The 13,234-nt window shown below is 65.2% G+C and carries 8 protein-coding genes; 5 read left to right on the top strand and 3 right to left on the bottom strand.

The genetic code is table 11. The annotated features are described in order from the left end of the window. From QWL29_RS06855 to QWL29_RS06865, 3 genes are all read right to left on the bottom strand, one after another. Positions 1-1,515 carry a methyl-accepting chemotaxis protein gene (locus tag QWL29_RS06855; protein ID WP_305822136.1) on the bottom strand — a complete coding sequence of 505 codons (1,515 nt, stop codon included), beginning with the start codon at positions 1,513-1,515 and terminating at the stop codon, positions 1-3. 1,199 nt (positions 1,516-2,714) lie between these two features. Then, positions 2,715-3,413 carry a hypothetical protein gene (locus QWL29_RS06860; protein WP_305822137.1) on the bottom strand — a complete coding sequence of 233 codons (699 nt, stop codon included), beginning with the start codon at positions 3,411-3,413 and terminating at the stop codon, positions 2,715-2,717. A gap of 449 nt (positions 3,414-3,862) precedes the next feature. Continuing rightward, positions 3,863-4,876 (bottom strand): LacI family DNA-binding transcriptional regulator, encoded by a 1,014-nt coding sequence (locus QWL29_RS06865; RefSeq protein ID WP_305822138.1) that lies wholly within the window; start codon positions 4,874-4,876, stop codon positions 3,863-3,865. Between the two features lie 306 nt (positions 4,877-5,182). Between QWL29_RS06865 and QWL29_RS06870 the strand changes: the two genes are divergently transcribed. From QWL29_RS06870 to QWL29_RS06890, 5 genes are all read left to right on the top strand, one after another. Further along, positions 5,183-7,633 (top strand): TonB-dependent receptor, encoded by a 2,451-nt coding sequence (locus QWL29_RS06870; RefSeq protein WP_305822139.1) that lies wholly within the window; start codon positions 5,183-5,185, stop codon positions 7,631-7,633. A 101-nt stretch (positions 7,634-7,734) separates the two neighbouring features. After that, complete coding sequence (locus QWL29_RS06875) at positions 7,735-9,066, top strand: GH1 family beta-glucosidase (protein ID WP_305822140.1); 1,332 nt, start codon at positions 7,735-7,737, stop codon at positions 9,064-9,066. A 15-nt stretch (positions 9,067-9,081) separates the two neighbouring features. After that, positions 9,082-10,146, top strand: coding sequence for a glucokinase (locus QWL29_RS06880; RefSeq protein ID WP_305822141.1), 1,065 nt, complete (start codon positions 9,082-9,084; stop codon positions 10,144-10,146). Beyond that, positions 10,133-11,485 carry an MFS transporter gene (locus tag QWL29_RS06885; protein WP_305822142.1) on the top strand — a complete coding sequence of 451 codons (1,353 nt, stop codon included), beginning with the start codon at positions 10,133-10,135 and terminating at the stop codon, positions 11,483-11,485. The genes QWL29_RS06880 and QWL29_RS06885 overlap by 14 nt, the downstream gene beginning before the upstream one ends. Beyond that, positions 11,482-13,230, top strand: a complete 1,749-nt coding sequence (locus QWL29_RS06890; RefSeq protein WP_305822143.1) for a glycoside hydrolase family 9 protein — start codon at positions 11,482-11,484, stop codon at positions 13,228-13,230. Before QWL29_RS06885 ends, QWL29_RS06890 begins: the two co-directional genes overlap by 4 nt. Positions 13,231-13,234: the final 4 nt, after the last annotated feature.

Below are 13,234 nucleotides of genomic sequence, written 5' to 3' on the forward strand. Positions count from 1 at the left end.
CTATGCCGCGATCTGGAAACGTGGATCCCGCGCCGGCGGATCCTGGCGCAACCGCGTCGTGCCTGGACTGTGACGATCGGCTGGGACGGAAGACTCCACGCGGAAGATGTCCACCGCACGGGCCAGTTCATCGGCCTGCGACTGCAGCCCGATGGCGGCATCGGCCGCCTTGCCGACGCGTTGCGCGCTGTTGCGGCTCGCGCCTTCCATCTGCTCGATGGCCCGTCCGATGCTCGATACCTCGATGGCCTGGGCAGTGCTTGCGGTACTGATGTCGGCAATGATGCCGGATACTTCCTGCACGCTGGTGACGACGGCGCCGATCGTGGTACCGGCCTGGTGCACCAGCTCGCCGCCGGCCTGGACCTGCCTGACCGAATCCTCGATCAGCGCCTTGATTTCCTTGGCCGCACCGGCTGCGCGCTGCGCGAGGCTGCGGACTTCGCCTGCCACGACCGCAAAGCCGCGACCCTGTTCTCCGGCCCGGGCGGCTTCGACCGCGGCATTCAGCGCCAGCAGATTGGTCTGGAAGGCGATCCCGTCGATCACGCTCGTGATCTCGACGATCTTGCGTGACGCGGTATCGATGGCATTCATCGTCGTCACCACCTGGTGCACGACCTCGCCGCCCCGGGCAGCGACAACGGCGGCTTCGCTCGCCAGGGTATCGGCCTTGTGCGCGTGTTCGGCATTTTGCTCGATGGTGAGCGTCAGGTCCGACATCGACCGCATGGCTTGATGAATAGCCTTGCTTTGCTGGGTCGTCTCGTCGGACAAGGCGACGCTTCCGGTTGCGATCAGCGTCGATGCCGCTGCGGTTTCACCCGCGCTATGCTTGACGTTCTCCATGGCGTGGCGAATCCGGGCGACCACCCTGGCGAGGGCCTTGGCACTGTCGGTCGTTTGCGGCAGCTGGTCTGCGCGCAGGTCGATCTTCCCTGGCTCCGCCGTCATGGCGCGCACGGCAATGTGCAGTTCCGCCGCCTGGACCGCCTCGCGCTTCAGGACCAGGGCAAGATAGCAGAGCACGCTCGCTTCGGCGACGACATAGGCCGCGTGGACGAGCACGGTCGGCAGGCCGGACTGGGTCAGGCAATAGGTTGGAAAACCAAGCGCCTGCAGATAATTGAAGCTCAGGTGGTGCAGGGCGACGGTCGCAGCCGCCACGACGATGATCGCCCAGTCGCGGTAACAAAGCAGGAAGGCGAGCAGTACGAAGATACCGAAGTGGGCTTCGGTACGCCCGAGCGCCTGGTGGATGTGCAGGCCGCAGAACACCATGAAGGCAACGCCGACCGATGCACGCGCGACCCGGCTGCCACCGCCGAGCAGCAGGAGAATGCTGGGTATGGCGGCGCCGGGCAAGCCGATCAACAGCGCCCAGCGCAGCGTGTTGTGCATGGACGACAATACCAACGCGATGCCGAACAGGCCCCACAGGATGCCCATCATCAGGCGGTCGGCGCGGTGGTAGTTAATATCAAGTACGTTCTTCGTTGTTAGTTCAGTCATCATTTTTTCAATTGCTAAGTGGCAATTCTCATTAAAAACCACACAACCCGCGAAGTAAACACGGTTGTGTTCTTCTTCGCCAAAAAACAACGAATTGACGATTCTTGCTTTGTTAGGTGCTTGCAGGATATTTCTGGTGCTCAGTTCTAGCTTGAATTGATGAATTTGAGTGATGGGGGGGGTAGATGCTGGCGGGCGCCAGTGATGCATGCTGGGACTACGAATCGAGCAGTATCCCGGCAACGAATGCCCGTGCGAGATTGGATCAGCCTTCGTCTGCTCATGACGGGCATGGGCAGCCGGCGCGCGCGATGCGAATGAAGGCGAGGGCGCCGCGCCGGGTAGGAGGACGGTGCCCGGGCGGTGGCCGGCCATCATTGGCGCGGCGTCGAGGAGCAAGTGACAGCAGTATCCCGGGCTGCCCGACGGCTGAAAAAGCGGAAAGTTTGCGTTCGTGATGGGAAGATGTCGTACGTCGGTACGAGGCTATGCGACATGGCGTATTTGCCGCAGCGAAGGCCGGCCTCGACGGACAGTTAAAGCAGGTTCGCCGACATGTGAACCAGGCTATGACAGCGAGACCGACCCCGCCGGGCGCACTTGGCCAGGCCCGAAAGACGAGTGACCAGACGCCTCGGAGTCCATGGGTGCGTAGATGCTTTGGCTCACGAGCGAAGACATGCTGTGCGCAATCCTCCTCAGGCAACGCGCAACGTGTCGTTGCAGCTGATCGGGACGCGACACGGTGGAGTCGACAGGCGCACGAACGAACGTCGGTGCGAACAAGCGGAGCGTCATTCCATCCGGGCGCAGCCGGCGGCGACCGTTTGCCAGGCAAGCTCGAACGAGGTCGAGCAGGCGAGTCCGCAAAAGTAGGGTCGATCAAGACTTGATAGCGCCCAGCCAAACCGAAGCGCGAGCATGCCATGGCACCTGTGCTAACCGAAACAAGGCAAAACCTGGCGGGTTCTCAGGGCGGAGGATCGAACCCTCCAAGGACGATAACGTAGATACGGTGTGCGCATAATCTATATTATGTTAAATACGCTGTCGATACTGGACCAAATGGACGTCTCTACCCCAGTGTAGGACTAGTCCGCAGCTGTTCGCCACAGCCCCTTTACCTGACGGGGCCGACTCGAGCCTGGATCATTCCAGCGGGATTTGCCGGGGTTCGCTTCCGGAATTATCGGCCATTATTCTTACAACGAAGCGCCTGCCACCTGCGAGTGCTGGCAGATAGCCAGCGACAGGATGTCCCGTTGATAGGCCATGCGTGCTATCGACGCGTTTGCCAGAATGCCGCCAAATCCCGAAGCGCCAATGAATGCTCCCAGCGACCAGTACAAGGACTGTTCGATCAAGCTGCTACCGGAGGGAAGATTGTGCCAGATGGCCCAAGCGCCGGAGATTACGGCAAGGACCGCGAACTTGTCCGAACCTCCGAGCAAGATACCGAGCCTTAGTCGGGAACGTTCTATCCTCAGTCCGAGCCATTTTTCGGTCAATGTCAGTCCTGGCAGCGTGAAGTGTGCCAGTGTCGCGGCGTTGGCGAGGTCGTGGGCGGCGACAAGCTGTCGCTGCTGGTAGGCATGGGTATCAAATCGGCTCAAGTCTCTGGCCATGGGCCATGCATCGACAACAATATAGGATGCACCGCTAAAGACGAGTAATAGCATGAGACAGTTCACAGCCTTGAACGGGAAAATCGGTGCTGCCCATGGCAAAAGCGGCCAGGCAGACATCAGTAGTATCGCTACAAAACAGGCCGCAAGGACCCATCGCAAGCAGGCGCTGATACGCTTGCATCTCCGTTCAAAATCATTACTGAGCGCCTCATCAGAAATGGGATGTACCTTATGGAGTGTATAAAGCACATCGTGAATGGCATCGTTGTACATTGATTTCCGGTCGGCCAAGTGAAACCGTGATTATCCATGGGTGGGCGATAGCCTCGTATCAGTACGAGCGAGAACGTCCAGAAAACTACCTCGCCTGCCAGACCACAACGGCAAACGAAACAAACTCGACAATATTTTGCGTAATGTCGAGTTGCATATCGGGTGCTAAATACGCGCTTTTCGCGTGCGTTCGAACGAAATTCAAAACTGTTGGTCGGTAGTCAGCGCGACGCCGGCAAGAAGTCAGTGCCGACCTAACGCAGAGTCAGACCCCGGGGTGCGAAGCTGAAATCCGTGTCGAAACAGCATTCCCTAACACGGTGCTCGTTCACGCTGACGCAGTACTCCGTCAACGCTCCGCTACACAAGGCGATGCTTCGCTCCCACTCGCAAAGCGCAAACCGTCAGACCAGGACCTACACGTCCCAGCACCCACCTCCCGCTCCGCCCTACGCAATCCTGCGCACCGACTCCCTCACCATCAAGCCCAGCTGCGGCGCCTCGACTTCCACCTGCTTCTGCCCCAGCATCGCGAGCATCATGCGCCCGATGCCCTTCCCCACTTCATACAGCGGCTGCCGCACCGTGGTCAGGGGCGGCGTCGTGTACATCGAGCTGTGCAGGTCGTCGAAACCGACGATCGAGATGTCGTCCGGCACCCTGATGCTGCGCCGGTACAGAGCCAGCCTCGCCCCATAGGCGCTCAGGTCATTACTGGCAAAGATTGCCGTAAAGCTCTGCTTCGCGGCCAGCAACTGGTTCACGGCCAGCAGCCCGCCCGATTCCTGGAAATCGCCCGGCACGACCAGCGCCGGATCGGCCGCGATCTTGTGGCGCGCCAGGGTGTCGAGGTAGCCGGCCAGGCGCGCGCGCGCATCCTCGTGGTCCTCGGGGCCGGTGATGAAGGCAATGCGGCGGTGCCCCTGCTCTACCAGGTGCTCGACCGCGTCGCAGGCGCCCTGGTAGTTGTCGAGGCGTAGGCTCATCAGGCGCTCGCCTTCGAGCTGGCGGCCGAAGGCGACGATCGGCACGCGCTGGGAATAGCCGACTATCTGCTCGTCGCTGAGCTTGCCGGTGAGGATGGCGACGCCGTCCACGCGGCGCCCGATCAGGAGCTCGACGCGTTCGGCTTCCTCGTCGGCGTGCCAGTGGCCGCTCATGATGAGAAGCGCATAGCCCGACGCCTTGACCGCATCCTCGATGCCGATCATGGCCTGGCTGAAGTAGCCGCTCTCGAGCGACTGGGTCAGGACGCCGATGGTGCGCGTGCTGCCCATTTTCAGACTTTGAGCGAGGCGGTTCGGCTTGTAGTTCAGTTCCTCGATGACGCGCTCGATGGTCTTGCGCTTGTCGTCGGACACCTTGGCCGTGCCGTTCAGGAAGCGCGACACCGTCGCCGGCGACACGCCTGCGGCACTCGCGACTTCGTACAGGGTAGCGGTACTGCTGTCGTCGTTCTTCATCGTGTAGGCATCGTGGCGCCGTCGCCGGCTGGTTGACTGAAGTGTAACACGCGGGTTTTTTTCCTTTTTACAACGCCTGTTGGCGGCCAGCTCTTGCATACGGCCGGCTGGCCGCGTCCATGAAACGCTTTCATGCTACCCCTGTCCGAGCCGCGAAAACACGGCTCGCAACACTGTTGCAAATTTTGTTTGACTTTCGAATAACTCCAAATGTAGCATGAAATCGTTTTCACGGCGGATGAAATCGATTTCTTATAAAAGCTGCCGGCAGACGCGCAAATCAATAATTCCAATTTGGAGACAACCATGGAAACCCTTGCACCGCAACGCGGGCGGCACGCCAACGCCCAGATCCAGCTCGCCATCCTGACCCTGCTGGCCGGTATCGCCAGCGCCCACGCCCAGACCGCTCCCGCCAACCAGACACCGGAGGCAAACGCCGCCGCCGCGGTGCCGGCCCAGGCTGCTGCCAACGCCACCGCGGCCGACAGCAACGTCATTCCCGAAGTGCGCATCACGGCAACCAAGCGCAATACCTCGCTGCAAAAGACCCCGGTCGCCGTCACCGCGCTCTCCGCCGCCACCCTTGCCGACAACCACGTCCAGACCATGCTCGACGTGGTGGCCCTGGTGCCGGGCTTCCAGGCTACCGCCCAGGGCGACCACGGCGTCACCACCATGACCCTGCGCGGCATCGGCAACGACAGCGCCAAGACCCAGTACGCCGACCCGGAAGTCGCCTCGTTCGTCGACAACGTGTATTCGCCACGTGCCGAGGGCGCGACCGCCCTGCTGTTCGACGTCGAGGGCATCGAGGTGCTGCGTGGTCCGCAAGGTACCCTGTGGGGCCGCAACTCGACGGTCGGCGCGGTGAACATCCAGACCGTGAAGCCGACCCTGAACAGCCGCTCCGGCTATGTCGAAGGCGGCATCGGCGACTACAAGCGCTACGGGGCGCGCGGCGCCTTCAACGTGCCGCTGTCCGATAACGCAGCCCTGCGCTTCGCGATCGTGCACGAGCAGCACGACGGCTATGTCGATTACCAGAAATTCCCGGGCGTGCCGCTGGCCGACCAGCAGGCCGCCTTCGTTGCGGCGGGCGGCAACCTGGCCGCCTTCCGCCCGATCAACCCGAACAACTACGTGGTCGGCAACCAGAAATACAGCGCCCAGAACCAGACCGCCGCCCGCGTCAGCCTGCTGTGGCAGATCAATCCCGACCTGCGCTGGAACATCGCCTACGAAAACTTCGCCGACCGCGGCACGCCGAGCGCGAACCTGATGCAGAACCCGCGCCCGGGCCAGAAGCACTGGTCGACGCTGAGCGACAGCGCGCCCTGGATCGACCGCGACAGCCACAACATCCGCAGCCGCGTCAGCTGGGACCTGAACCCCGACCTCGCCTTCCACTACATTGCCGGCTTCTCGAAATACCGCGGTTCGATGCGCTTCGACCAGGACGGCGGCTCGGTGCTGCCGACCAGCATCCGCTCGGGCGGCGTCTGGCAGGAGCACACGACGGTCGACTCGAACTACCGCAGCCACAGCCACGAACTGGAGCTGCAATCGCTCGGCAGCAAGACCGTCGACTGGCAGGCTGGCCTGTATTACGCGGCCGAGAAGAACGACATCCGCTTCGACATCCCGGCATTTGCCGGCACCCAGGACGGCACCGTGAACTGGCAGGGTTCCTTCATCCAGCCCGAGGAGACGGTGGAATCGAAGGCCGCCTTCGGCCAGGCCACGTGGAACGTCAACCCCGCCCTGCACCTGACCGCCGGCGTGCGCTACACCCACGACCGCCGCGAGAACGTGGGCGGCCGCGCCTTCAACTGGGTCGGTGGCCCCGGCCTGGCGGTGATTCCGCTGAACCCGTCGATCGACCCCAGCGTGCCGGGCCAGGGTTTCGTCGCCGGCGTGCCGGGCAACGACGGCGTGTTCAAGGGCAGCAAGGTCACCGGCCTGCTGCGTGCGAACCTCGACATCGACCGCAACAACATGGTCTACGCCAGCGTGGCCACCGGCTACAAGTCGGGCGGCGTGCAGGACCGCGGGCTGCCCTACCAGCCGGAAACGCTGACCAACTATGAGATCGGCACCAAGAGCACTTTCCTGAACGGCGGCCTGCGCATCAACAACGCGCTGTTCTATTCGGACTTCAAGGACTTCCAGTTCAATTCGCCGGTGAACTTCTCGGACGGCGGCCGCGGCCTGGCGATCGAGAATGCCGAAGGCGCCAAGGTCAAGGGATTCGAAAGCGAGATCGCGGCGCGCATCGGCGACAACGGGCGCCTGCAGGTCACGCTGGCCCTGCTCGACGCCAAGCTCGGGCGCCTGGTGGCCGGTTCCAACGACTACGCGCTGCCGCGCTGCACGGTCGACACCACGATCGAAACCTGCGTCGACGTCACCGGCAACAAGATGCCGCACGCGCCGCGCTTCTCGACCACGGTGCAGTACCAGCACAACTTCCATATCGGCAGCGACGGCACCCTGTCGCCGCGCATCACGGCCCACTACGAGACCGATGCCGAGCTGAGCGTGTTCAACCTGGGGCCGGAAGACCGCCAGGACGCCTACACTACGGCCGACGTCGGCCTGCGCTACCAGAATGGCCGCGGCTGGTGGATCGACGCCTGGGTCCGCAACGTCAACGACAAGCGCATCAAGACCAGCGCCTTCAACGGCTTCGGCCCCTGGCTGGCCCAGTACAAGCCACCGCGCACGATCGGCCTGAATACCGGCTTCGATTTCTAGGCAAGGCCGGCATTCCCGTACCGCCGCACCGCCTTGGCCGCTCACCGGCCAGGGCGGCGCACACTTCAAGCAAACCGAAGAGCATAACGAAGAGTAAGCGCATGAAACCGATTTCAGTATCTGCCCGACAGTTCCCGGGCGACTTCGTCTGGGGCACCGCCACCAGCGCCTTCCAGATCGAGGGCGCGTCCAGCGCCGACGGCAAGGGGCCGTCGATCTGGGACAGCTTCTGCACCCGCCCCGGCGCCATCAAGGACGGCAGCGACGGCAAGGTCGCCTGCGACCATTACCACCGCTACCGCGAAGACGTGGACCTGCTGTCCGACCTGAATGTGGATGCCTACCGTTTCTCGATGGCCTGGCCGCGCGTGCAGCCCTGCGGCAAGGGCGCCTGGAACGAGGCCGGCTTCGGCTTCTACGACCGCCTGCTCGACGCGCTCGCCGAAAAGCGCATCGACGCCCACATGACGCTGTACCACTGGGACTTGCCCCAGGCTCTGCAGGACGAAGGCGGCTGGCTGAACCGCGACACCGCGCACCGCTTCGCCGACTATGCCTACGAGGTCAAGCGCCGCTTCGGCGACCGCATCGCGGCAATCGCCACCCACAACGAGCCCTGGTGCACGGCCAATCTCGGCTACGGCAATGCCCAGTTCGCGCCGGGCGTGGCCGACCTGAAGCAGAGCGTGCAGGTGTCGCACCACCTGCTGGTCTCGCACGGCCTGGCGATGCAGGCGATGCGCGCCGCCCCCGGCTCGGCGCGCCTGGGCATCGTGCTCAACCAGTGGACGGCCGACCCGGCCACCGATTCCGAGGCAGACCGCGCCCTGGCCGAATGGGAGTACGCGCGCTCGGTGCAATGGTTCATGGATCCGATCTTCAAGAAGCGCTACCCGGAACTGGCCCTGCAGGGTTACGGCGCAGATGCGCCCCAGGTGCAGGCGGGCGACTTCGACATCATCGCCCAGCCGCTCGACTTCCTCGGCTGTAATTACTACTTCCGCGCCTGGTGCAGCGCCGAGGATCCGCCCCGCCCCGCTCCCGCCCCGCTGGGCACCACGGACATGGATTGGGAGATCTATCCGGAAGGCTTGCCGGAACTCTTGCTGAAGCTGAAGGCCGAGTACCCGCTGCCGCCGCTCTACATCACTGAAAACGGCATGGCGCGCGCCGATGCGGTCGAAAACGGCAGCGTGCGCGACCCCGAGCGCATCGCCTTCGTCCAGGCCCACCTGGCAGCCCTGCACCGCGCCATGTGCGAAGGCGTCGACGTGCGCGGTTATTTCCTGTGGAGCTTGCTGGACAACTTCGAGTGGAATTCGGGCTACGCCAAGCGCTTCGGCATCGTCCATGTCGACTACCAGACCCAGCGCCGCACGCTGAAGGACAGCGCGCGCTGGTACCGCGATTTCCTGGCGCACGGCGCGCGCTGAACCGAGGAGACTTCCATGCATCCCGCCCCGCACACCCCCTTTCACCTGGATGGCCCGCGCCTGCTGGCCGACATCGGCGGCACCAATGCGCGCTTTGCGCTGGAACGCGCGCCCGGCCAGATCGGCGCCGTGCGCACCCTGGCCTGTGCCGACTATCCGCGCTTCGAGGACGCCGCGGCGGCCTACCTGGCCGGCGCCGGCATCCGGGTGCGGCACGCGGCGATCGCCATCGCCAATCCGGTCGACGGCGACGCCGTGCGCATGACCAACCACGGCTGGGCCTTCTCGACGGCGCGCGCGGCGCGCGAGCTCGGGCTGTCGACCATGCTGGTGGTGAACGATTTTACGGCGCTGGCCATGTCGTTGCCGGTCTTGCCGCAAGAAGACCTGGTGCAGATCGGCGGTGGCGCGCCGCGGGCCGGCTGCGCCATCGGGCTGGTCGGCGCCGGCACCGGCTTGGGGGTGTCGGGCCTGGTGCCGGCGCCGGGCGGCGGCTGGACGCCGCTGCACAGCGAAGGCGGCCACGTGGCGTTTTCTCCCGCAGACGAGCGCGAGCTGGCGGTGCTGCGCCATTGCTGGCAGCGCTATGCACACGTGTCGGCCGAGCGCCTGGTGTCCGGGCCGGGCCTGGTGCTGGTGCGCGAAGCCCTGGCGGCGCAGCAGGGGCTGGTGTTCGAGACCCTGGACCCTTCCGAGATTGTGGCGCGCGCGCTGGATGGGGGCGATGCCCTGTGCCTGGAGACGCTCGAGTGCTTCGCGGGCATGCTGGGCACGGTGGCGGCGAACCTGGCAGTCACCCTCGGTGCGCGCGGCGGCATCTATATTGGCGGCGGCGTGGTGCCGCGCCTGGGCGCCTGGTTCGCGCAATCGCCGTTTCGCGCCCGCTTCGAGAGCAAGGGCCGCTTCAGCGCGTTTACGGCGGCGATCCCGACCTTCCTGATCACGGCGCCCTGCCCGGCATTGCTGGGCGCGGCGCGCATGCTGGCCGGCCACTTGGGCGAGGAAGCGGCGCAGGCGCCGGCGCCGGTGACTGCAGCGGCAGCGGCCCCGCAAGAGGAGCGCGCACATGTCCATTGCTGAGCGCCCCCGTTCGCCGCTGCTCTGGGTGCCGAGCGGCTATTTCACCATGGCCCTGGGCTACGTGATGCTGACCAGCGTCACCGCCATCATGTTCAAGAACCTGGGCATGGACAACGGCAAGGCCGCCCAGTATTCGAGCCTGCTGATCCTGGCTTACACCATCAAGCCGCTGTTCGCGCCCTTCGTCGAGATGTACCGCACCAAGAAATTCTTTGTGCTCTGGGCCCAGGCGCTGATCGGCGCCGGGTTCGCCGGCGTGGCGCTGGCAATGGCGCTGCCCGGCTACATGACGCTGCTGATGGCGCTGTTCTTTGCGCTGTCGTTCATCGGCGCGACCCAGGACATTGCCAGCGACGGCGTCTACGTGACCTCGCTCGACACCCGTACCCAGTCGCTGTATTGCGGGCTGCAGAGCCTGTCGTGGAACGTCGGGCCGATCGTGGCTGCCGGCGGCATGGTCTACCTGAGCGGCTACCTGCATACCCACGTGTTCGGGCACGACCCGGCGCGCTTCGGCCCGGAGTGGATCGAGGCCTGGCGCCTGATCTTCCTGCTCGTCGGTGGCGTGGTGCTGGCCATGGCCGCCTGGCATGCGCGTAGCATGCCCGACGGCGCGCGCGCCGCCGACACCCCGGCCAACGTGCGCGATGCCGGGCGCATCCTGTTCGACGCCTTTGTCACCCTGTTCCAGAAGCGCGGCATCTGGCGCATGCTGGCCTTTGCCTTCCTGTTCCGCCTGAGCATAGGCTTTTTGGAAAAGATCGGTCCCTTCTTCATGGTCGACCCGATGAGCAAGGGCGGACTTGGGCTGTCCAACGAAATGCTGGGCTTGGTCTACGGCACGTATGGCCTGGCTGCGGTGCTGGTCGGCTCGCTGTTAGGGGGCTGGTATGTGGCGCGGCGCGGGCTGAAGGCGACCCTGTTCGTGCTCTGCTGCGCGGTGAACATTCCGAACCTGACCTTCCTGCTGATGAGCATTTATCTGCCCAGCTCGCTGCTCGTGATCACGGCCGGCGTCGTGATCGAGAAATTCTTCTTCGGCTTCGGCGCGGTCGGCTTCATGATCTATCTGATGCAGCAGCTGGCGCCGGGCAAGTACACGACCACCCACTACGCCTTCGGTACCGGCGTAATGGGACTGTGCGGGCTGGTGACGGGCGTCGTTAGCGGCCACCTGCAGGAGTGGCTGGGCTATGTGCATTACTTCGTGTTCGTGATGGTGGCGACCATCCCCTCCTTCCTGGCGACCTGGTTCGCGCCGTTCTACCACGACGACGGGATGGGAGCGCCGGGCGCCGCGGGGAACGGCCAAGCGGTCGGCAAGGCGGTGCCGGCATGAGGGCGCTGTCCATGCGCTTTCGCCTGAGCTTGGGCTTGGGCTTGGGCTCGACCCTGGGCTTGCTGCTGGCCGGCAGCGCCGCCGCGGCCGGCCCGGCGCCGCGCATCAAGCTCAACCAGATCGGCTATTTGCCCCAGGCCAGCAAGCTGGCCCTGGTCCCGGCCGCGCCTGGCGCCGGCGCCTCGTTTGACGTGGTGTCCGCCGACAACGCGCGGGTTGTCCTGCAAGGCCAGCTCGGCCGCCCCACAAGCTGGGCGCCGGCGAACGACACGGTGCGGGTCGCCGATTTCTCCGCCCTGCGCACGCCCGGCCGCTACCGCCTGCGCGTGGCCGGCCAGCCGGAATCCGACGTATTCACGGTCGGCGCCGAAGCCTACCGCGCGCTCGACGGCGCCGCGCTGAAGGCGTTTTACTTCAACCGCAGCGGCACCGCCCTGGCGGCGCGCCATGCCGGACCCTATGCGCGCCCGGCCGGCCATCCCGACGATTGGGTGCTGGTGCACGCATCGGCGGCCTCCAGCACGCGCCCGGCGGGCACCGCCATCGCCGCTGCGCGCGGCTGGTACGACGCCGGCGACTACAACAAATACATCGCCAGTTCGGCCATTTCCACCTATACCTTGCTGGCTGCGTATGAACACTTCCCGCAATGGTTCGCGCGGCTGGACACCGATATCCCCGAATCCGGCGACGCCGTGCCCGACATTCTCGACGAGGCCATGTGGAACCTGGACTGGATGCTGGCCATGCAGGACCCGGAAGATGGCGGCGTCTACCACAAGCTGACCAACCTGCGCTTCGACGCCATGGTGCTGCCGCACCAGGCGATGCGCGAGCCGCGCTACGTGGTGGCGAAAAGCACGGCGGCGGCGCTCGGCTTTGCGGCGACCATGGCCACGGCCAGCCGCGTACTGGCGGGCCATGAGCAGCGCTGGCCGGGCCTGGCGGCGCGCACCCTGGCGGCGGCCGAACGCGCCTGGGCCTGGGCCCAGAAGCATCCGGCGCTGCCGTTCAAGAATCCGCCCGACGTGCTGACCGGGGAATACGGCGACGCCCGCCTGGACGACGAGTTCGCCTGGGCGGCCGCCGAGCTCTACATCACCACCGGGGAGGACAGCTATTACACGGCGCTGGCGCCGGAAACCGTGTCGGCCACGGTGCCGGCCTGGGACGACGTGCGCGGCCTGGCCTGGATGTCGCTGGCCCATCACCGGGAGCGCCTGGGCCCAAGCGCCGACCGCGCACTGATCGCCAGCCGCGTCGATGGCCTGGCGGCGCGCCTGGCCGCCGAGTGGCGTGCCTCCGGCTACCGGGTGGCCATGAAGGGCGCCGATTTCGTCTGGGGCAGCAATGCGGTGGTGCTGAACCAGGCCATGATGCTGCTCCAGGCCTACCGCCTGAACGGCAAGCGCGACTACCTCGACGCCGCCCAGTCGAATCTCGACTTCGTGCTCGGCCGCAATCCGCTCGGCCTGTCGTTTGTCACCGGTTTCGGAGCGCGCACGCCGCAACACCCGCACCACCGCCCCTCGCTGGGCGATGCGGTGGCGGCGCCGGTGCCGGGCTTCGTGGCGGGCGGGCCGAACCCGCTGCAGCAGGACCGGGCCGAATGCCTGCCGTATCCGGGCAGCTTGCCGGCCCTGTCTTACCTCGACCATGCCTGCAGCTATGCCAGCAACGAAGTGGCGATCAACTGGAACGCGCCACTGGTGTACGTGCTCGGCGCCCTGTCCACCCTGAGATGATGTG

Source organism: Massilia brevitalea, assembly GCF_030711405.1.
Taxonomy (GTDB): Bacteria; Pseudomonadota; Gammaproteobacteria; order Burkholderiales; family Burkholderiaceae_D; genus Telluria; species Telluria brevitalea.

What these genes read in the sequence shown, in the direction of transcription:
- QWL29_RS06855 (WP_305822136.1), bottom strand. Translation starts at nt 1,515, where the DNA reads ATGATGACTGAACTAACAACGAAGAACGTACTTGATATTAACTACCAC.
- QWL29_RS06885 (WP_305822142.1), top strand. Translation starts at nt 10,133, where the DNA reads ATGTCCATTGCTGAGCGCCCCCGTTCGCCGCTGCTCTGGGTGCCGAGC.
- QWL29_RS06860 (WP_305822137.1), bottom strand. Translation starts at nt 3,413, where the DNA reads ATGTACAACGATGCCATTCACGATGTGCTTTATACACTCCATAAGGTA.
- QWL29_RS06870 (WP_305822139.1), top strand. Translation starts at nt 5,183, where the DNA reads ATGGAAACCCTTGCACCGCAACGCGGGCGGCACGCCAACGCCCAGATC.
- QWL29_RS06875 (WP_305822140.1), top strand. Translation starts at nt 7,735, where the DNA reads ATGAAACCGATTTCAGTATCTGCCCGACAGTTCCCGGGCGACTTCGTC.
- QWL29_RS06890 (WP_305822143.1), top strand. Translation starts at nt 11,482, where the DNA reads ATGAGGGCGCTGTCCATGCGCTTTCGCCTGAGCTTGGGCTTGGGCTTG.
- QWL29_RS06865 (WP_305822138.1), bottom strand. Translation starts at nt 4,876, where the DNA reads ATGAAGAACGACGACAGCAGTACCGCTACCCTGTACGAAGTCGCGAGT.
- QWL29_RS06880 (WP_305822141.1), top strand. Translation starts at nt 9,082, where the DNA reads ATGCATCCCGCCCCGCACACCCCCTTTCACCTGGATGGCCCGCGCCTG.